Here is an 18,930-nt window from a genome sequence, read left to right as displayed (position 1 = left end):
TCAGCCGCCAAGGGGCTGTGAATGACGCTCAGGTGTTGGGCTCGCTGGACTCGTGCGGGCGCTGCCGCTTCAATCCCTTACTTCCGCAACCATCCGATGCACGTGGAGGCGCAGGCGCGTCCAGCGCGTTGGAGGAGGCGAGAGCACACCCCGAACGGCTTCGGTCAGGTCTCTTAGCGCCGGTTTTCGTTCCGATGTTCCTCAACCCCGAGTACGAGAACCATGTCAGCACACTCGCGCTGACCGGAACATGATCGTTCTCATCGATAACCTCTGTACTGATGTTCCCCGAGGCCGGTGTCCCCAGCCGACTCCGATTCGCGGTAGCGGGCGTGGGTCTTCTTGACCTCGTGGCCGTGGATGCGGGAGCTAATCGTGAATCCCGCGTTGTCCATCACTGACAGCAGCGGCCCGCTCGTCTGCTTGTACACGACGATGTCGCTGCCCGCGCCGATGAAGGTGTTGGGAAACGTCAGGTACCGAGCTGCTTTCACCGCCCCTTCGAGCACCGGCGCGCCGTCCTCAGCGGTGCCGCAGATGAGCAGGAGGAAGGGGCTGTGCGGGTTGTCGGCGTACATTTGCTGGAACTCCGGCAGCTGTACCAGCAGGCCGACGAGGGTGTCGCCGCTGATGCTGAGGTGCCTCTCGTTGGCGCCACGCTCGATCGTGATCCGGACGGCACGCGAGTGGCCATGCGCGATGATCGCGTTGGGGCCGACGCGGACGTTCCTGGGCCGCCCGGACCTCGGGTCGGTGGTGGCGAGCTCTACTGGTTGCCACGGTACTTCCACGAGCCGGCGGTTCGGGTCGTGATTGCGCAGCTTGTCCAATTCGGTGCGGCGGATGGCGCGGGCTTTTTCGCCGGGGAAGGTCCGGACGACGTGGGTCATCTGGTCGAGGTTGCCCGCCATGTCCGGGACCAGTTCCTCGTGGTCAGCGGTGAGGTCGAGGCCGTTGATGCGTTCGCGCCCGGTGCTCGTACTCGTCAGGCCGATGCGTGCGACCTCGTGCGGGAAGAAGTCGATTACGTCGCCACGTTTGTTCCTGCCTCGCAGCGGGACTTCGGCGTCGGGATCGGCGTCGGGGATGTACGGGGCCGTCGGCAGGTGCCTCTCGAAGAAGGTGATGTTGTTGATGTTGCCGTCGGAGTAGACGCCGAGCCGGTGGTGCTGCGGCTTCCACCAGTCCCAGAGCCGGGCGCTGGGCTTGTAGGTGCTCCAGCCTCGGTTGTCGGCGACGCCGAAGCGGCCATCGGGGAGCTGGGAGACCGTGCCGTTGTTGCTGAGCATGGACACGTTGATCCCCTCCTTGAACAGTCCGCGCGCGGTGTCCTTCGCGTCGTGGTCGCCGGAGGAGAGCAGCACGACGTTGAGGTCAGGTTTCGCGTGAACCAGTGTCCGCAGCCGTTCGATGCGGGAGAGCACGGTCGCGAATTCGGGCGGTTCGAGGGTGGCCCAGGTGCCGTTGCGCAGCGGCACCGCAAACCCGCCGCGAGTTCCCTCGGCGTGCACGTGGAAGTCCCCGCCGAGCCGAAGTTGCGGTTTGGGGCGGCGGGTGCGCCCGCGGGCGTCGTGCACGGTCTCGCCGGGCAGCGTCTTGATCGCGATGTGGTAGCGGCCGGTGAGCCGGAAGCTGTTGTCTGGGGTGAACGCGACGCCGTGCCCGGTGCCGGGCAAGACCTGGCAGACGATATCGCGCAGTGCCACGGTGATCGGCCGTCCGTCCGGCCCCTTGGCGCGGACAGCCTGCCCTGGGGAGGAGAAGATTGAGCCGAGCGGCGCAGGCGCCGCGGACGGCTCGGACGGCGCGGGCGCCGCGGAGCGCGCGCGGCCACCGTTCCCGAACGCACGCGTGAAATGCCACCCGTAGCTGGAGCCGGTGTTGGGGTGCAGAATGCCGTCCACGGACCCGGACGGTCCTGCGGTCGGCGCTACAGCCCGGCCTGTCGGGGCGACCACGAGCACCCGGGCGTCGACCAGTGGTGGCGGTACGGTCCGCACCCGGGAGCCCGGAGGAGCTTGGGTTTCCAACCACAGCGGGATTCCGCCGTGGTTGCGCAGCGCGATCCCGTGGGGTTCGCCGCCGGGGGGTTTGGTCAGCACGAACGCCATCGCGCCAGGGCCGAGCTCGCGCACTTGCCGGACGACACTGGAGATCGAGCCGCGCACCGGGCGCCACACGCCACCGACGGCCATGGCGGGTTCGAGTTCAGGCCGGGGCGATCCGACAGCGATGTCGTCGCGGGTCGCGAGCGCACTGCCGTGGAAGTGCCGGCGCAGGGCGTCGAGCCGGATTACGCAGTCCCGCGCCGTCCCGTCGTGCGGCGGTAGCACCGCACGCAGTTCTCGTTCCAGCGCGATGGACGCCACCGCTGGGCCTGCAGGCGGTTCCGGCGCTCCGGCGCGCGCCGCGTTTCCTGCGGTGGCGTCGAGGAGCGGGGCCAGCTCCGCACTGGAGGCCGGGGACAACGCGGCCCGGTGGTCGGCGGCCGGTTCCGCGCCCGCCGGAGCACTGGGGATCGCTAGCTCCGTCTCCTGTCCCATCGCGGACGTCTCCGGAGCCCAGCTGGTCAAGGTGTTCCCGCCGCGCGCACCGCTGCCGCTTGGGCCGACCGCGCCCAACCAGCTGTCCGGCACGGCGTTGTGGAGGTCATCGATCGCGCTCATTGAGCTTCCGACCAGTAGAGCGGACGGCCAGACCAGCAACGGCATCGGCGGCGGCACCACCGATCACCATGTTCCGCACCGCGCTGTCCCGGTGCCGGTGAACCTTCCGCCGGAAGCGGGAACGCTTTGGGGTATACATCGCCGTCCTCTGCCGTTGCCGTCGGGGAGAGAATTCATGTAAGCCGATCGACCAGGCCGGGCAGGCGCCGTTGATGCGATGTTGATGAGCGGCTGTGGAGTCCGAACGGGTTGTTGACGACCCGGTGCGCACCCGCCGTGTCGGTCGAGCTGGGACAGCGACTGCTCCCGTCACGCCACGCGTACCGTCGGACCGGGAGCGACGACGTGTCCCGCAACCAACGACGGGCAACAATGTCGCCCCACGCGGTATGGTCCTCCTCCGGCGAATCAAGGCCCGCCAGCAACAGCGGCCCCGTGCCGCTGGCCACGCCGTCGTGCCCCCATTGCTACGAGCAGAGCACTCGTGCCAGCCAGGTGACCGAGGCGTGCCAACGTCGTAGCCGCGTCGAGGACCGCCAGTAGAGGTCGGTTCCGATCAGCGTTGTCCTGGCCCATCGACGCAGGCCGTCAGCTCCGCCGCTGATCCGGTAGCCGGAGTCGGTGCGCTCGGCCGGCAGCAGCCCGGCTGTCTCTGGCCTCGGGGATCAATGGAACCGTGGTTGCCGCTGAGATTGATCTTGGTGCTTAGCGCCGGTTTTCGTTCTGATGTTCCTCGCGGCCGCCGAGGCGGCTGGTGTAGCGGGTGCGTGACGCGCTGCTGACGGTAGGTCACTCGCAGAAATGACTTTCTGTGAGAGTTCTGCGAAAGCCCCCGGAGTGATCACGTTTCCGCAGGTCGCCGTTCGCACGCGGCGGCTGCGAGGGGAGAAGGTCGCTGAGGAGGCGGGGCCGGTGGGGAAGCCTGACGGTGTCAAGAGGCGATCGGGGCGCGGATCAGCTTGTGGGCTCCTGCCGCTGAGCCAGACGCGGTTCTAAGGCAGATGAGCGGCCGGATCCGGGCTGCGCGTTCCATGCTCCGGCAAGGTCGGAGGGCCGCTCATGAGATCGAGGCGGCCGTTTTGTTCGCTGTGCATCCTGAACTGCTGGTGCTGGACTATTGTCCTGCGCCAGAGATCCGTCGGCAGAAGCGGGCGAGGGAGTCGAGGATCTCTTCGGCGGTCTTGGTCCAGATGAAGGGCTTGGGGTCTTCGTTCCAGTCCTTGACCCATGCCCGGATGTCGGCTTCCAGGGCCTGGATGTTCTTGTGTGCGCCGCGGCGGATCATCTGGTGGGCCAGGTAGCCGAACCACCGCTCGACCTGGTTGATCCAGGAGGAGCCGGTCGGGGTGAAGTGCAGCTCGAACCGCGGGTGTTTGGCCAGCCAGGCTCTGATCGCGGGAGTCTTGTGGGTGCCGTAATTGTCCACGATCAGGTGGACCTGCAGGTGAGCGGGCACCTCCTTGTCGATCCGGACCAGGAACTTCTTGAACTCCACGGCCCGGTGCCGGCGGTGCAGGGCCGTGATGACTTCACCTGTGGCGACGTCGAACGCAGCGAACAGTGTGGTCAGGCCGTTGCGCACGTAGTCGTGGGTGCGCCGCTCGGGCATGCCCGGCATTATCGGCAGCACCGGCTGGGACCGGTCCAGTGCCTGGATCTGCGACTTCTCGTCCACCGACAGCACCACCGCGCCCTCGGGCGGGTTGAAGTAAAGACCCACGACGTCGTAGACCTTCTCCACGAACAGCGGGTCCGTCGACAGCTTGAAGGTGTCCGCCAGATGCGGCTTGAGCTGGAACTGCCGCCAGATCCTGCCCACGGTCGACTTCGACAGGCCGCTGTGCTGGGCCATCGACGTCCGCGACCAGTGGGTGGCGTTCTTCGGCAGTTGTTCCAGCGTGGTGACCACCACCGCTTCCACCTGATCGACGCTGATGGTGGGCGGCCGGCCCGGCCGCGGCTCGTCCACCAGCCCGTCCAGCCGCTCAGCGAGAAAGCGTCGCCGCCATTTGCGGACCGTGTCCGCGGCCACCCGCAGATCCCGGGCGACCGCGACAATCGGCGGCACCTCCGGCCCCGCACACGCCAGCACAATCCGCGCCCGCAGGGCCAGTGCCTGGGCCGATGTCGCCCGACGCGTCCACCGCTCCAACTCCGCCCGCTCCTCCACGGACAGCAACAGCGGTTCCAGCTTCGGTCCTCGACGAGGAACTGACGCACCAGCAGTAGAAGTCACATAGCAACTAACGATCAACTACTGGCGCAGGACACTATGAGGTGGATGTCCTGTACGGCGGCCAGCTGTGGCTGCCCTGGCTTCGTTCGTCGCGTGATCCCGGCCCGCCGGCCTGGTGGGCCAGAGTGCAGTCCTCGGCCCTACCGCTGGTGCGTGGGGCCGGGGATGCTCGTGTGCTTGTTCACTGGCCGGTGAAGCAGTTCCGTGGTTGCCACATGGGCGGGGCGGCGGACGGCGCTGGTGAGCGGCTATATCTGGATGCTGGCGAACATGTCCGCCACGTTATTGAGGGCGTGGTCGATGGCAGGGGCGCTGCTTGTTTTGGCGAGGTAGAAGCCGGCGAGAAGGCAGAGGATCGCGTAATGGGTCTTGATGTTGTTCCGGCGGATCAGGAACACGACGATCAGGAGAAGTATGAGCGCGGCGGAGCCGGACAAGATCACTTACGAGGTCCTCTCGACGGACGGAGTGTTCAGTTCCGCACGCTAGCGAGACGTGCACCGGCCTGGCCCAGATTTGTCTTGAATTGAGCCGTAGGGTCCTGGAATTGGCTGCTTTCTGCACCGGGACATGTCCAGGGGCAAGCGGCCCATGCCGCCGACTGCGCGAAGTCCCGGAGCCGTGACGGCGTCCGGGACTTCTCCGCACTTCGTTTCTGCCGGTGCAGCGGCCGACGAGTGCCCCGGCAGCCCGCCCCCTAGACCGTCGCGCCCAGTCGTATCCGAGGTTGGCGAGCTGGTCGTCGCTGAGCCGGTCGCGCCGGCTCTTCTGATTACTCAGAAATACGCCCAGACTTACGGAGGTGCCGTCTGGGAGCTCTTCGACGCGCTGCCTGCGATCTCTCGGTTTCGTGTCAGTGAATGGTGTGACGGTGGAGGGTGGAAGGGTCCGCAAGAGCCGGCCCCGGCACCGGAGAGCCTCTCGTCCTCGTCGGTGCCAGCCGTTCTGGGCACCGGCCGCCGGGCCGGCCGTCGACGTCTGCAGAGAGTGTCGTCTTGCGGACGACGAAAGGAGTCGTCTTGAAGACGACACGCAACCAGCGCCCCGAAGCGGAGTTCGACCGCGAACGCGCCTGGTCGCACATGCTGGAGAACCTCGGTGGCATCCGTCGCGTCACCTCCTACGGCTCTTACGGCAACAAGCGCTTAGGGGAAATCGCGCGACGCTACGAAGATCGGCGACGTGCCCAAGGCCTCCTGGAGCCAGCCGTGTCCGAGACCGATGTACTCGCCGCCCGCCTGGTGATCCGCTCGCTGCGCGACAAGCTGGATACCGACGAACTGATGCTCATCACCCTGGCCCGCTCGCACCGGATCACGTGGGCCCGCATCGCCGACGCCCTTGAGATGAGTAACCGGCAGTCGGCTGAACGACGTCACCTCCAGCTCAGCCGCGCCCACCCGCGCGCGGATGGCAGCCTGCCCGCACCCAGAGCGAAAGAGTTGAGGACGTCCGCGAGCGCCGGGGCCGGCGCACCAAACGGAGGTGGGCCTGGCAACACGCCCGCACGATCCGTGCGACAGCCGAGGCACTCACTGCCATCCCGGACCTCCAGCAGCGCGCCGACACATCGCAGGAAGCCACGCTCATGGCCGCACCGGTGAACACCGACAACACCCGGCCCAACCCCATGCACATGGCCTGGCCCGGCGCCTTGAAGGAATGCCTCGCCGAACACCTACGCCTCTGCGCTGCGCCGGATGAGCACCTCAGCGCCGATCGACATGGACTCGGAAACGAGAAATGGCAGCTTGAGCAACAACAGACCGACATCCTGCATCGCATGCTCGGACTCCTCAGCTACGCCGCCAACCCCCGCCACGTAGACCTGACCGATCACGGTGAACTCCTCAAGAGGATTATCCGCGTCTATGACGAGTTCCAGCAGCACAGTCGCCGCTGACGTCATCGGGGCAGCATCGCCAGGCGGCGTATCGACCGCCTGGCGATGAGTCACCGACGGACAACCAGTCGGAGAGCCTGGTCCGCATGAGCACACACGAACATCACGGCTCCCGAACCGGAGGGCCGGGGTCTGCACCGGCCCGGGACGTGACCATCGCGTTCCAGCGCGCCCACCTCAGTCAGGGATTCAGCGGGATCGTAGTAAGCGGGTGCGGTATGCGATGGTGGTTGGTGCCTGGCGGTGTTGTCCCCTCGAAGCCGATGCCACCGCCAGGCACTCCACCCCGGTCATCTGCGGATGGGCGTGGTGAATGGAATTCGCTCGGGCTGTTGTCCCGAGCCGTGGTGGGGTTTCTTGGGGAGCCACCACGGCCGGTCGGCGGTGCGGCCGGCAAGGGTCGCCCGCCTGCCGGTCGTGGGTGCCGTGGCTCCCGGGAGGGCGGTGTCGAGGCGCCGTTCCGGGAACTCAGGGGCTGGCGCCATACAGGGTAGGCCTGGGCGCTGCTGACCCAGTTTCTGTGCCGGGTGGGGTGCCCGGGCTGTGACGCGCGAGCGGGCGGTGTGTTCGTCACCTGACTGGTCCGCAGCCGGCTCTTCTGATGGTGTCTGGTCGCTCAGGGGGCGTGGTCAGTGGTGTCCGGTGGACCACCGGGGCTCTCTGCCGGTCTCTGTCCTCACCATCGAGAGGAGGGCCCGCTACTGACCATGGCGGCTTGCGATCCGGGCGGGGGCTGGTGGGTGGTCGATGCGTCGTCGCGCCCCGGTCGCGCCTTGTGCCCTTCCCTGCATTCTGCCCCGCAGTGATCACTGACGAGTTGACCGGTTGCTGTGTAGGCCAGCGCCTGGTTCGTGGCTTGCCCGCCGCTCCCGGCCGCCCCGGTGTCAGCGTAGGTGACCGGCCGGCCCCGGTGAGCCGGAGTCCTGCGCTTCGAGCGTGACGCTTCGCGTCCGACCGCCTCTGGAACGGCGATGTCGGCGGCATTGAGCCGGAATCTGATCCTGCCCTGGCCCGCAGACCGCGGATGGGGGCGATCAGTGTATGGCGTTCGGGCGTGAGGTTGTTCTCCCATTGGGTGTTCCGGTCTTACGACTTGAGGTGGACTATGACTCTGCCGTCGTTGGTCGGGTCTGTCTCGAAGCGTTCGTACAGCTTCTTGATGTGCGGCTGGTTGAGGAACGCGAGCACGCGTTTCTTCAGTTTTCCCGAGCCCTTGCCCGGAATGATCTCCATCGTGGTCTCGCCGCTGAGCGCTGCCTTGAATATGGCCTGACGCAGGGCCAGTTCGATGTCCCGGTTGTTACGGAAGATCGGGTGCAGATCCACGGTGAGCAACGTGCAGCCTCCTGTGTGTTCCGGCCGCGCGAAAGGCCGCAGCTTGTCGGGCAAGGATACGCAGCGCCGTCCGGGCGCCGACCTCAGTTCCGATAGCCCCGGCCCCTGCCCGGGGGTGGGTGGTTGTGTGGGGTGTCGGGGCGGCAGGATGGGACGTATGTCGAGTGATGCGGGTGTTCTGGAGGGGGCTGCGGCGGCGGTGCGGGAGGCGCAGGAGGGGTTGTATGCGGCTCGGCGTCGTCTGACCGCGGCGGTGGTTGCCGCGTATGAGGAAAAGGAGCCGGTTGCCCGGATTGCTGAGCGTACGGGGCGGACCGTGATCGATGTGCAGAACATGCTTACCGCTGCCGGGGCTTTCCGCGGCCTGTGACCCGTTCCTGCTGGGGGGGGGGGCTGAGAATGTGGGGCGGGCCCTGTTCCTCGGGGGATGGACGGCCAGGGCCCGTGTGGTGCATCCCGGGGCGCGCGCTGCTCAGCGCGCCTGGAGCGTGTGGGGGCATTACCGCTTTGTTTATGCGCTCATGCCGCCGAGGCGTAGGCGGAGGTGGCAAGTGCGGTGGGTTGCTCCGCCACAGCGACTGGCAGCCGATCACCGACGCCCTCACCAACACCGGCACCAGATGGCGGGTACCACGCCCGCGATGACCAGCGCAGCCTGGAGCGCGAAGCCCATGAAGAATGCCGCCGCCAGGAGCGCGAGGAGGAGCTGCGCCGCCGGGAGGCAGGGATATGGCCATGCCGGTCCTGCGGTGGCCCGGGCAGCAACACTGTTGCGGTCGGTCTGGTGCCTGGTGACCGTATTGTCGAGGTCGCCGGAATCCTCACGCCTACCGTCAACGACCTCGACAACGTCCTGAGCGGCAAGCGGTCCGGCGTCACCTATCCCGTGACCGTCGGTCGCGGCGGCGCGCTCGTCACCCTGCAGATCCCCCTGGACCGGGAACCGTAACCTCGCGGGCGGCACACTCTCATGGTGTGGCCGGTTCCCGTCCACGATGCTGTTGACGAGTTTCGGGCCAGGCTACCTTCGCCCCGTTGGGACTGTCCGGCGGGGCGAAGCACTGCGAAGCGGCTGCTGCGGGCCGTTGTAGATCGACAGGCGGATTCGTGAAGCGTTGACACTTCGGCAGCTTCATCTTTTGTGGCAGCGACGCGCAGACCAGGCACCGCAACAGAACTCGACGTTCCTGCCGGCCCGACCTGCCCGGCCAGGAACACAGTGCCGCGACGTTCCCGCCCTTGTCGCTTCCTGCTCCTTCACCGCAGTCACACGGAAAACCGATCGAGCTGAACCTGCATACCGTGCGTATCCCTTTGCAAAGAGTCTTTTCTGTGTGTGCTGAGGGGTGACATGGCGATCGACGGGCAGCACGGTAGCGCTGCCAAGCCGGTCCTGGTGCCTGTGGCTCGAGTCGCTGTGCGCCACCGGGCAGCAGCGTTCCTGGGTCAACGGCTGGCGTCCCGGCACGGGACTGCCACCGCTCTGCGTCGACGAGCGGCTGCGCACCTGTCGCGGGCGCGCAGTGGCGACATGACGGCGTGTTCGTCTGGCCGCGCACGAGGCTCCCGGCAGTGCGCTGGCGGCGGACCGGATGCGCGCCGCGGGTATCCGGAGCCCGCTGCCGAGAACATCGCGCGCGGCCAGGCGAACGCGCCCTTCGTGGTCCGGGCCTGGATGAACAGCCCGGGGCACCGCGCCAACATTGTGGGCGCCGGTCTCGCGGCGATCGGCGTCGGAGTCCATCTCGCGCTCAATGGCCCTTGGTGGATGCAGAACGTCGGCTACGAGTCCGAGCGGAGGTGACGGGGCGTGCTTCCCGAGAGTGTCGACGAGTTCAGCGGTGGCGAACTGACGGTCCCGATGCGGTGGATGTGCGCCGACGACCTCGCCGACCGCCTGATGGTCGTCGCGGATGTGCTGCCGCGCGGGTCGCAGGAGTACCGGTGCGGACGCGCCGCCCTCGCGGTGACGGTGTTCGTGTCGCCTCGCATCGCCGAGTTCGTGACGTACTTCGACGAGGACCAGCGGGACTACTGGACGAGAGTGACGTCCGATCCCGACACCTGGCACGCGTGGGCGTCGGCGAAGCTGGAACGGCTGACCGCCAGGAGCCGCGCCACGGGCCGTCCGGACCCGGATCTGACGTTTGCCGAGGCGGCCTGGCGCAGGCTGACCGGGACGGAACTGCTGCTGCCGGGCCGCGTAGTGGGGCCTGCGCCGACAGGAGACGGGGGCAGCGCCGCCGGGCCGGGCCGTCTCTGGCTGCCCGCATGGGACCTGGGAGTGACGATCGGGCATCTGGTGCTGCACCGGCTCTGAAGCCAGCGGCAGAGAACCTGCACATCGTCGCGCCACGGCACCCCTAGCGGTGGTTGGTTTGTTGACGGCAGCCGCCGGGGACGCCCCGGCGGCTGAATGGGGGGAGAAACAGCCGTCAGCTACTTGGCGCGTTCCTCGGCCTGTGACGGAGCAGTGATCTCGGGCCCTCCCGGGGGCCCGCCGAGCTCCACGCGGGATCCGAGCGGGACCTCTGCCAGGGGAGGGCTTCAGGGGATCCCGCGCGATTAACGATGCACCCGGAGGAACGGGAAGAAGGGGGTGTCGGAGTGGACGGGGAGGTCTGTGAGGCTGTCGTCGTGGCTCTCCTGCGGTCAGCGCTACGGCCTACAACATCGGCATCACGGACCCCACCCAGCTGGTGATCGCCCCCGGCCGCGGCACCAGCGCGTAGCCACCCTATAAGGGCAGCGAGCCCTCCACCCCGGTATCGACGGGGTGGAGGGCTCGCTGCAAGTCCGGACCTACCGGGCCATCGCGACCTCCCAACGGGCCAGCGTTGATCGCCGTCATCTGTCACTGGTGCGGGGTTACCGCCCGGCCCTCGCTTCGGCGAGCCAGGACGAACCCGAGTCCGCCTGGGTACGGTTACGGCAGCACCACCCGGCGGTTCGACTACGAACTCCCTTCGGAAAGCTCGAACCCACGGTTTACCCATTTCACGTAGGAACTCGGTCTCACACGCGGACTCCCACAGGGACCGACGTCGTCTGGACGCTATGCCCGGAAGGCGTAGAGCTTGCCGCCGTGGACGGCGAGGGAGGGGGAGCCGTATCCATCGGACTGGATCTCGATGGGTCGCGATGAGGAGCCGAACGGGGGGATCACGAAGAGGTTGTGGTTGTGGCCGCGGTAGGCGACGTGCAACTGGCCGTCGAAGGAGGCGAGGGCCGGAGTCTCGTTCGTTTTGACGGTGCTGGGACTGATCTCGGTGGGATCGGCCCAGGTGGTGCCGTTGAGGGAAGCGACCCAGATGGTGTCCGTGGCGCCGCGGTGGGCGCATTGGAGCTTGGCCGGGCTTCCGTGGGTGGCGAGTGCCGGGCCGCTGGTTGTGCGCCAGCTTCCGAGCTGGGTGGGGGTGCCCCAGGAGCTGCCGGTGAAGGTGGCGAGCCAGAGGTCTCCGCCCACGCCGGTGTGGGCGCAGTACAGCTTGTTGTCGTGTACGGCCAGCGCAGGTGAGTGGCGGCTGCCCCAGGTGGTGCCCGCAGGCGCGCTCCAGGTGGTGCCGGTGCGGACGGTCCAGTACACCCGGCCGTCGCGGCCGGTGAACACGCAATGCACCTTGCCGTTGAACTCGACGCCTGCGGCCGGGACGATGGTGTGCGCGCCGTGGATGGGGCCGCCCATGTCGTTGGTGTTATCGGCCCAGAACAGTTGGTCGGCTGCCGCGTCGGTGTAGAGAATGCCGGGCCTTGTGAAGTTGTTGGCCCAGGAGACGCCGACGGCAGGCAGGCTCATGCCGCGGCGGTCAGCGAGATACCCCGGCGTGCCCCATTGGCTGCCGGCACTGGACAGCTCGCGGTAGCGCGGTTTGACCTCGTAGGGCGTGAGGGTGCCGTGCAGCCACAGGCGGTGCGAGCCGCCCCCTCCGCCGTTGAAGAGCCAGTTTGCCGCGTAGCCACTGGCGGTGAAGTAGCGGTCCAGCGCGGCGCGGTCGAGACCGATGGTGCGTTCACACACCAGGTCGTCGTCGTTGGTCAGCCAGCCCAGCAGGGCGTTGACGAGCTGCGCGACGACCGACAGCAATGCGGCCCAGCCCTCGGGGTTGGCCCCGCCGTGCTCGGGCGGTTCGTAGGTCTGGCTCTTCGCCCCGTCTGCGAGGCGCTCGGCCAGGGTGTTCAGGACCTCGCGCATCTTGTTGTAGAAGCCGCCCGAGCTGTCGTCGGCCTCCCAGCACTCGATGTTCAGCGACACATGGCCGCGTACCCACCCGTCGATGAGGATGCCGGCGTGGCCGCCGGTGAAAGCACGGTCGCTGCCCGTCTGTACGCTGCCGAACTCGGGCGTCTTGAAGGACTTCTTCTCGCCGGAGTCGGCGCCCGCCGACATCGCCCAGTAGATCTCGTCATGGCCAACCTCGCCTGACCGGCGCTCGCACACGAACCTCTGCGGCTTCAGCAGCAGCTTCACCGGCGGACCGGTCACCGCCCCGGGCCTTCTGCTCCGCACCCGTGGGTGCGGCGAGCACCGTGACGCCGCTGCCGTACTCGTCGAGCGCTTGGAGGAACTCCTCACTGTCCGTCGACTCCTCCGGATCAGTCCCGGTGATGTCGATGACCTGCACGTTCGGCTGCGCCACGATCTCCGGGGTGAGCTCCGCAAGGTCGGCGAGCAGGTCCTGCATGCCGTAACCGCTCTGCACATCCAGGCTGTTGACCGTGGAGGGGAACACCTTCACCCCGCCGCGCGCGGTTCGCTGTTCGGCGAACAGGCGCCCCCAGGAAGCGACTTCCGTGTCGTCGTCCGCGCCGGCCCGCAGCATCTGCAACAGCTGTTCTTCCAGCATGGTGGGCTCCAGGCCCTGTTCCAGACGGGCCGCAGCGTGCAGGGCCGCCCCCAGCAGCAGGTTCTGTCCTCGGCTCAGGTCCTGCCGCCGTGCGGCCCGGCAAGCGGCCCGGGCCCCCTGGAAGCCCTCCAGTGTTTCGCGTACCCGCTCCAGTCGTTCTGCTGAGGTCCGGATCTCCGGCATGGGCGCACCCTTCTGTCACAGCCCCGCCAACGGGGCGGCTCCCTTGATCATCCAAGGGTCATCACCCAAGAGGCACAATCCCCCATAAGAACCTAAATAGCTAGCAATTGCTCTATTTTATATCAATCAGACAAACGGTGACCGAGTCAGTGTGTCCAGCTTGGCGAACCGCGTCTGGCTCAGCGGCAGGGGCCAACAAGCTGATCGGTGCCCCGGTCGCCTCCTGACACTGTCAGCCTTCCGCGCAGCCCTCATCGTCATCGAGCCCGGCCGCATCCGGGGCCCGCAGGGGGCGCAGGATGCCACCCGCCGGATGGGTGGCGGTGAAGCTGCAGCGGCCCACCACGTTCAGATTCTTGTGCTTGAGCGGGGACAGGCGGGTCACGTCCGCATCGCGGATCTCGTGTCCATCGGCGCGGAGCTGGGGGACGGTGGCGTCGATGCGTCCGGGTTGGTCCCGGCTCAGCCTTGGGTGCCCGGCCACCCGGCACGGGACCTCATGCGTGCGTGATCGGGCGGCCGCTCAGACACCGGGGAGCGCGGCTCATGGGACAACTCGTGCTCGATGATGCCTCATGGAGAAACAGCAGGTTCGGATCTACGCCGTATGTTCCGTCAAGCTCGACGTGGACCACACAGAGGCCTCCTCGACGGGCAGTCAGTGCTGGTTGCCCGTACGGTCGGTATGGGTATCCTGACGGGACGGTACTCGTGGGCCCCGTGGGTCCGTCGCACGTTCCGCGGGGCCCCTTCGCGTGGTTCCAGGGTGTATCGAGCAGACGGCCCGCCTGCCCAGGCGGGCTGACTAGCGCGAGTCAAGGTGACCCTTACCGTGACCGCTTGCGGCTCAGGGTGCGGTGCGACGGGCCACCACGGTCGTTCCGTGGGTTGCGAGCTCGGCGACTTTTGCCGAAGTGGACCTCGGGCACCACCGCCGAGCTGACCGATTCGCAGCGTCGACGTCGCCAGGCACGCAGTGTTCTTCGAAGCGCAGCTCGGCCGGTTCGAGGGGGTGAGCGTAAGAAACGGCACCGGCACAGCGGCGGCCGGCCACCCGGCTTCGACCGCAAGGTTTACCGCCGACGCAACACCGTCGATGCCCCGGCCAAGGCCCCCCCGCCTCGATCAGCGAGTACGCGAGGCTCCAGAAAATGGTCAGGGCGCGCCATGCCGAGGTGGTGAAGCTTTCGGCTGGTGACGATCAGTTCGCGGTCGAGTACGCGCGGCTGGTGAGCAACACCGAGAGGCTGCTGCAGTTCGAGAGGACGATCCCGGAGCGGTTAGCCGAGCCCCAGCTTCGGCTCAGTCAGCGAACCGTCACCTGGTCGTGGTGTGGGCAGGCTGTGGTCGGCGCTGCGCTGATCGCCTTCGTCTTCATCCTCGGTCACACGCTTTGGCGGCTGATGCCTCTCGTACCGCACTTCTTGGGGGCCTTGGCCGGTTCTGCCCAGAAGGCCGGTGCCGGCGACCACGTGCACCGCCGCAGGACCGCTGTCGGTCTGCACATCGTCGGGGTGCTGGTAGCCCTCGTCAGCCTGAGCGTGATCTCGTCCTGGTTCCTGTCGCCATTTTCGCCGGCTGGATCGCCGTCGCCATCGCAACATCCCAAGCTCCCGCCGAGGCGGGCAAGAAGGGCGGCCACGCATGAGCGACGAATACAGCAGCCAGATCCGGCGACTCGACCAGCGAGGCAATTCTCTGGAAAGCGAGGTCAGCGACCTCGAGAGCGAGGTGAGCTCGCTCAAGTCGAAGGTCGGCTACGTGGAGGACCTCGACTACGAGATGCGCGGCATCCGCGGTGACATCAGTAGCGTCGAGAGCGACCTGAGCTCCGTCACGGACGATCTGGGCAACCTCGACGGCGACGTCCGCTGTCATATCAAGGAGACCAGCCGGGACCTCAAGCGGCTCGTCGCCCGCGTGCAGGCACTGGAAGCCCCCTCCCGCATCGCCGACGGCGCCCCTGAGGCCGACTTCGACACCGTCGAACCGCTGTGGAGGAACCTGGCCCGTATTGCCGCCCTCGGCCGGGAGATCCGCTCGGAGCTGCTCAGCGTGCAGCAGCGCCTCGCCCATACCTCGAGCATCCGGGCCCTGAAGGGCGCCGTGAAGGAGCGCGACGAACTCCGCAGCGAGGTCGTGGCAGCGGCCGCCGTCCTGGCCGCCACACCGCCGCAGGCAGCCGAACACCAGAAGGCAGCCCTCACCTTCGAGTCGGCCCGCGCCCACGCGGACAACCAGCACCAGCGCGTCGTGAAGCTGAACGGTCCCGCGTAGCAGGCACGCGCCGCCCTGGACCAGGACGACGCGCTGCGCGAGACGAAGGCCTCGCTGCTCGAGGAGAGCGACAAGGCGGAGAAGGAGCTGACCGCGCTGCTGCGCGGGTGCCTGGCCGACGCGATCCGCGACCGTTCATTGATGCCCATGTGGTTTGTGACGGTCCTCGGCCCCGTACCGCCAGCGGAGAAGACCCAGTGGATGGACCTGGCTACCGAGGTCCTGGCCTACCGCGTCACCTATCAGGTGACCGACACCGTGGTCGCGCTTGGGCCGGAGACCGGCGAGATCCCCGGGCGCTGGGATTGGCACGACGACCTGGCAGAAAGACCAAGCGCTGGTAGCCGGGCCATCTGACATCAAGCCAGTAAACGCTCCCATGTCTCGGCCTTTCGGCCGGTCTCCTGGCTGTGGGGTGTTCCGGGGCGGTTACGGTGCTGCGGGCGGGTCAGGTGGTGGTCCAGTCGCGCAGCTGGCGGGCGATGCGGGGGACGCCCAGTGTTCCGGCGGCGGCGTCGCGTACGAGGGCGACGGCTGCTTTGGGCGGGTAGTCGAGCCGGTGTCCGTTCAGGGCGAGGTATGCCTCGCTCGAGTGCCAGGCGAAGGCTTCGCCCGAGTGCTCGAGGCAGGGGAGTTTTACCAGGGTCTGCAGCAGTGCGGCGGCCTTGAGGTGCACGGAGCCGTAGATGTCGCGTTCCATGGCGCTGGCGTTGACCCGCGCGACGGCCGCGTACAGCGGTCCGAGGTCGTCGACCTGCGGGTCGCCGGCGAGGAGCTCGGCGGCGTGCAGCAGGAAGGTGATGCCGAGCGGGTGGAGCGGTTCGGGCTGGGTCACGCGGCCTGGCCCCGCTCCTGCTGCTGAAGTTCGGCACGGGCCTGCTGCTCGGCGGCCCGCTGCTCCGGGGAGGGGTCGGTGCTGCTGGGTTCGGCGGCGAACGCGTCGCCGCTGCGCGTCATCGACTCTTTGAAGCCATCGAGGAACCGCTGCTCCACGGCGGTCGCGCGGGCGTAGGCAGCGGAGAGGATGTACTCCTGCAGGCTCACTCCTTCCTGCGCGGCTGCGGCGGCGATCGCGGCCCGCTGCTCGGGGTCGGGGAAGCGTAGGTTCATGGCCTTCGGTTCTGGCATGGTACCGACGGTACCAGTGGTATCGCCTTTGGCCCAGAGCAATGGCTCCGCCGGGGTGAGGTGGCAGGTGAGGACAGCTCCGACGCCAGCGGAAGCCACCCACCGGGCGGCGGATCTCACGCAGACTGCAGCGACCCGCCGTGTGGAGACCGTCTGGGCCGGGCAGGACCAGTGGTGCCGCGCCTTGCGGCGGGACCTCGCCGCCTTCCTTGCCGCAGCGGAGCTCTTCCGCGGCCCTCCGGAATCTCCTGCGCGCTGTCAGCCTTGGCCGCGCGCGTGCGTGCCCGTGCAGGCACGCACACGGCATCTACGTGGCGGTGGCCTGCTGCGGTTCAGTGTGGGGCTGCGCCTGCGCGGGCGAGGGCGGATGCACTGTCGTAGGGGAGCAGCGATTCGTTCTCGACGAGCGGCACGATGACGTGCAGCAGGTCGTCGGCTGCCTGCGCTGCGGCCCGGACCGGGCGCTCCGCGCTCTCACGCACCTCCGGGCGCGCCTTGCCGTCCTGGGCCGAGCGAACTCAACAGGGCCCCGCATGGGAGCCGGGCCGGACGCAGTGCGTCGCCTCTTCCAGCGCTGTGACGTCTACGGCAGCCGGCTGATCCACCAAGGACTCTAGGGATCCCACAGTGGCGCCTCTGCCAGTAGAAGCCCTCCCGGCAAAGACGCTCCGTGGACACACGCCACGGCTGCCAGGGCCCGGGCCTGTTGGTCGGGATCGGTGATGGTGCGGGCGCGGTCGATGGCTTGCCGTGCGAGGTCAGCGGCGCCCTCGCGTTGCCCGGCCTGGGTCAGTGCACCGGCCACCGTTGACATGGCCAACGGCTGTTGGTTTGGATCGACGCTTTGTCGGTCGAGGCTGGCGACGCCCTCGTATGGCCTGACCTGGGTTCATTGCTTCGACGATCGCGATCTGCCTGATGCCGCCCGAGAGGGCTACATGATCGGCATCAACTGGAGCGGACCGCGCTTCGTCGGCTGGAGCTTCACCCCGGTGGAAGTTCTCAACCGACTTGCAGCGGGTGATTAGTCCACGGCACCGCTAAACACAGAGCGCAATCGCCGCCAACAGATTCGAGCGCATCCGAGGGTGAGGAAATCTTCGTGGATGTCGTCGCGTATCTCCCAGCGGATCCGCAGGCGGCGGAACCAGTGCAGGTGGGCGAACGCGCCCTCCATGACCCAGCGTTGGGTGCCCAGACCGGAGCCGTGCTCGACAACCATGCCAGCCACAGGTCGTGGAGCGCGAACTGGTGTTCAGGATGACCGCGCAAGGTCTGTTACGGACCGTCAGGTTCCGCCTGAGGTAGTACGGGGTGTGCGCACGTTGGTAGGCGGTGCACCTGTCACGGTGGACTGCGGTGAGTTGCGGGTGGGTGTAGCATGCAACGATTGTCAGGGATTCGGCGCAAGTGGGTCGCTCCTGTTACAGGTGCATGTGACAGAAATATCCCCTTTGTGTAACGCCCCTCGGGGCACGCTCTGACCTGGGGCGGCAGCGGTCAGAGTTGCGGTCCCGGCACACGCTGGGACAACACAACCGCTGAGCCTTCCCCACGGTCTCAGCCCGCACCTGAGGGGTTTCATGTCCCGTACCACCCGTCGTCTGACCGCCACCGTCCTCGCGGCCGGAGCGTTGCTCGCCGTCGCTGCTCTGCCCGCGAGTGCCGACGACCACGGCCGTGCCCTGTCCCGGTACTCGTCCGTCGTTGTGGGCCACGTCCAGTACGACAGTCCTGGGCGCGATGACCGCTCCAACCGGAGCCTGAACGGTGAATGGGTCACTATCACCAATACCGGTCGGAACAGTGTCAACCTTCGGAACTGGATCCTGACCGACGAAAGCCGGCACACCTACCGGTTCGACCTGCGTCTGCCCGGACGTTCCTCCGTCCGCGTCCACACCGGTACCGGCCGCGACACGAGTCGCGACGTCTACCAGGACCGCCGCACCTACGTGTGGAACAACGACCAAGACACCGCAACCCTGCGCGACGCCCACGGGCGCACGATCGACTCCACATCGTGGGGTCACCACCACGGCGGCCGGGATCGCAACGGACGCCACTGACCAACGCCGGCTTTCTCCTTCGCACCGAAGGCTGACCCAACTGCAGTTCCTTGGCGGCGCACCACGGCTCGGGGCCGTGGTGCGCCGCTTCGCGCTGGGTGAGGTGAGTGGGTTTCGGCCGCTGATAGTGACCGCACCGCTGCCGATGTCCTGCCGCGTGTGTCCGGGGTGGGCGCCCCAGGGGGTGAAGCCGAGGAGGAATCCGATCGCGGACCAGCAGTTGACGCCGAGGGTTCCGTAGCGCAGGTCAGCGATGGCCTGGTGGACGGTGGCGCGGTGAGTCTTCTCG

The 18,930-nt window shown here is 67.7% G+C and carries 18 protein-coding genes and 2 pseudogenes; 9 read left to right on the top strand and 11 right to left on the bottom strand.

Annotated features, from left to right (window positions below; genetic code table 11):
- Positions 1 to 260 precede the first annotated feature (260 nt).
- From OHB49_RS42620 to OHB49_RS42610, 3 genes are all read right to left on the bottom strand, one after another.
- Positions 261 to 2,666, bottom strand: a complete 2,406-nt coding sequence (locus OHB49_RS42620) for a hypothetical protein (protein ID WP_329166934.1) — start codon at positions 2,664 to 2,666, stop codon at positions 261 to 263.
- Positions 2,667 to 3,780: 1,114 nt separating this feature from the next.
- Complete coding sequence (locus tag OHB49_RS42615) at positions 3,781 to 4,902, bottom strand: IS630 family transposase (RefSeq protein WP_329166933.1); 1,122 nt, start codon at positions 4,900 to 4,902, stop codon at positions 3,781 to 3,783.
- Between the two features lie 248 nt (positions 4,903 to 5,150).
- Positions 5,151 to 5,345, bottom strand: a complete 195-nt coding sequence (locus tag OHB49_RS42610) for a hypothetical protein (protein ID WP_329166932.1) — start codon at positions 5,343 to 5,345, stop codon at positions 5,151 to 5,153.
- Between the two features lie 576 nt (positions 5,346 to 5,921).
- Between OHB49_RS42610 and OHB49_RS42600 the strand changes: the two genes are divergently transcribed.
- Complete coding sequence (locus tag OHB49_RS42600; protein WP_329166931.1) at positions 5,922 to 6,506, top strand: hypothetical protein; 585 nt, start codon at positions 5,922 to 5,924, stop codon at positions 6,504 to 6,506.
- Complete coding sequence (locus OHB49_RS42595) at positions 6,491 to 6,805, top strand: hypothetical protein (protein WP_329166929.1); 315 nt, start codon at positions 6,491 to 6,493, stop codon at positions 6,803 to 6,805. The genes OHB49_RS42600 and OHB49_RS42595 overlap by 16 nt, the downstream gene beginning before the upstream one ends.
- A gap of 1,086 nt (positions 6,806 to 7,891) precedes the next feature.
- On the opposite strand, the gene OHB49_RS42590 is transcribed toward OHB49_RS42595, so the two are convergent.
- Entirely contained in the window at positions 7,892 to 8,140 is a 249-nt protein-coding gene (locus tag OHB49_RS42590) for a Smr/MutS family protein (protein ID WP_329166928.1), read from the bottom strand.
- 157 nt (positions 8,141 to 8,297) lie between these two features.
- On the opposite strand from OHB49_RS42590, the gene OHB49_RS42585 reads away from it, so the two are divergent.
- From OHB49_RS42585 to OHB49_RS42570, 4 genes are all read left to right on the top strand, one after another.
- Positions 8,298 to 8,510 carry a hypothetical protein gene (locus OHB49_RS42585; RefSeq protein ID WP_329166927.1) on the top strand — a complete coding sequence of 71 codons (213 nt, stop codon included), beginning with the start codon at positions 8,298 to 8,300 and terminating at the stop codon, positions 8,508 to 8,510.
- 414 nt (positions 8,511 to 8,924) lie between these two features.
- Positions 8,925 to 9,089, top strand: a complete 165-nt coding sequence (locus OHB49_RS42580) for a hypothetical protein (RefSeq protein WP_329166926.1) — start codon at positions 8,925 to 8,927, stop codon at positions 9,087 to 9,089.
- A 402-nt stretch (positions 9,090 to 9,491) separates the two neighbouring features.
- Positions 9,492 to 9,944 (top strand): CAP domain-containing protein, encoded by a 453-nt coding sequence (locus OHB49_RS42575; protein ID WP_329166925.1) that lies wholly within the window; start codon positions 9,492 to 9,494, stop codon positions 9,942 to 9,944.
- A gap of 6 nt (positions 9,945 to 9,950) precedes the next feature.
- Complete coding sequence (locus OHB49_RS42570) at positions 9,951 to 10,460, top strand: hypothetical protein (RefSeq protein WP_329166924.1); 510 nt, start codon at positions 9,951 to 9,953, stop codon at positions 10,458 to 10,460.
- Between the two features lie 735 nt (positions 10,461 to 11,195).
- On the opposite strand, the gene OHB49_RS42565 is transcribed toward OHB49_RS42570, so the two are convergent.
- The 3 genes and pseudogenes from OHB49_RS42565 to OHB49_RS42555 all read right to left on the bottom strand — a co-directional run.
- The gene (locus OHB49_RS42565) at positions 11,196 to 12,608 is read right to left on the bottom strand and encodes a hypothetical protein (protein ID WP_329166923.1); all 1,413 of its coding nucleotides are present in this window, start codon (positions 12,606 to 12,608) and stop codon (positions 11,196 to 11,198) included.
- On the bottom strand, positions 12,544 to 13,167 hold the full coding sequence (locus OHB49_RS42560) for a hypothetical protein (protein WP_329166922.1): 624 nt from the start codon (positions 13,165 to 13,167) through the stop codon (positions 12,544 to 12,546). Before OHB49_RS42560 ends, OHB49_RS42565 begins: the two co-directional genes overlap by 65 nt.
- Before the next feature lie 232 nt (positions 13,168 to 13,399).
- A pseudogene (locus OHB49_RS42555) lies at positions 13,400 to 13,609 on the bottom strand (hypothetical protein); the annotation flags it as partial.
- A gap of 1,202 nt (positions 13,610 to 14,811) precedes the next feature.
- Between OHB49_RS42555 and OHB49_RS42550 the strand changes: the two are divergent.
- A complete protein-coding gene (locus tag OHB49_RS42550; protein WP_329166920.1) occupies positions 14,812 to 15,444 on the top strand; it encodes a hypothetical protein in 633 nt (210 codons plus the stop codon).
- 141 nt (positions 15,445 to 15,585) lie between these two features.
- Positions 15,586 to 15,801, top strand: coding sequence for a hypothetical protein (locus OHB49_RS42545; protein ID WP_329166918.1), 216 nt, complete (start codon positions 15,586 to 15,588; stop codon positions 15,799 to 15,801).
- Positions 15,802 to 15,892: 91 nt separating this feature from the next.
- Here the strand turns inward: OHB49_RS42545 and OHB49_RS42540 are convergent, their stop codons facing one another.
- From OHB49_RS42540 to OHB49_RS42525, 4 genes and pseudogenes are all read right to left on the bottom strand, one after another.
- Positions 15,893 to 16,279, bottom strand: coding sequence for a fic family toxin-antitoxin system, toxin component (locus OHB49_RS42540; protein WP_329166916.1), 387 nt, complete (start codon positions 16,277 to 16,279; stop codon positions 15,893 to 15,895).
- Positions 16,276 to 16,572, bottom strand: a complete 297-nt coding sequence (locus OHB49_RS42535; protein ID WP_329166915.1) for a type II toxin -antitoxin system TacA 1-like antitoxin — start codon at positions 16,570 to 16,572, stop codon at positions 16,276 to 16,278. Before OHB49_RS42535 ends, OHB49_RS42540 begins: the two co-directional genes overlap by 4 nt.
- A gap of 332 nt (positions 16,573 to 16,904) precedes the next feature.
- The gene (locus tag OHB49_RS42530) at positions 16,905 to 17,054 is read right to left on the bottom strand and encodes a hypothetical protein (protein WP_329166913.1); all 150 of its coding nucleotides are present in this window, start codon (positions 17,052 to 17,054) and stop codon (positions 16,905 to 16,907) included.
- A gap of 542 nt (positions 17,055 to 17,596) precedes the next feature.
- A pseudogene (locus OHB49_RS42525) lies at positions 17,597 to 17,791 on the bottom strand (IS5/IS1182 family transposase); the annotation flags it as partial.
- Between the two features lie 364 nt (positions 17,792 to 18,155).
- Here OHB49_RS42525 and OHB49_RS42520 point away from each other — a divergent pair.
- Positions 18,156 to 18,641 carry a lamin tail domain-containing protein gene (locus OHB49_RS42520; RefSeq protein WP_329166911.1) on the top strand — a complete coding sequence of 162 codons (486 nt, stop codon included), beginning with the start codon at positions 18,156 to 18,158 and terminating at the stop codon, positions 18,639 to 18,641.
- Positions 18,642 to 18,930: the final 289 nt, after the last annotated feature.

Origin of the sequence: Streptomyces sp. NBC_01717 (assembly GCF_036248255.1) — a bacterium.
Lineage (GTDB): Bacteria > Actinomycetota > Actinomycetes > Streptomycetales > Streptomycetaceae > Streptomyces.
The sequence above is the reverse complement of the archived record's forward strand: the minus strand, read 5'-3'. Positions and strand labels throughout refer to the sequence as shown.

Excerpts from the sequence above, each read along its gene's own strand:
- OHB49_RS42550 (WP_329166920.1), top strand. The coding sequence starts at position 14,812 with ATGAGCGACGAATACAGCAGCCAGATCCGGCGACTCGACCAGCGAGGC.
- OHB49_RS42575 (WP_329166925.1), top strand. The coding sequence starts at position 9,492 with ATGGCGATCGACGGGCAGCACGGTAGCGCTGCCAAGCCGGTCCTGGTG.
- OHB49_RS42535 (WP_329166915.1), bottom strand. The coding sequence starts at position 16,572 with ATGCCAGAACCGAAGGCCATGAACCTACGCTTCCCCGACCCCGAGCAG.
- OHB49_RS42520 (WP_329166911.1), top strand. The coding sequence starts at position 18,156 with ATGTCCCGTACCACCCGTCGTCTGACCGCCACCGTCCTCGCGGCCGGA.
- OHB49_RS42560 (WP_329166922.1), bottom strand. The coding sequence starts at position 13,167 with ATGCCGGAGATCCGGACCTCAGCAGAACGACTGGAGCGGGTACGCGAA.
- OHB49_RS42595 (WP_329166929.1), top strand. The coding sequence starts at position 6,491 with ATGGCCGCACCGGTGAACACCGACAACACCCGGCCCAACCCCATGCAC.
- OHB49_RS42620 (WP_329166934.1), bottom strand. The coding sequence starts at position 2,666 with ATGAGCGCGATCGATGACCTCCACAACGCCGTGCCGGACAGCTGGTTG.
- OHB49_RS42545 (WP_329166918.1), top strand. The coding sequence starts at position 15,586 with ATGCCCATGTGGTTTGTGACGGTCCTCGGCCCCGTACCGCCAGCGGAG.
- OHB49_RS42585 (WP_329166927.1), top strand. The coding sequence starts at position 8,298 with ATGTCGAGTGATGCGGGTGTTCTGGAGGGGGCTGCGGCGGCGGTGCGG.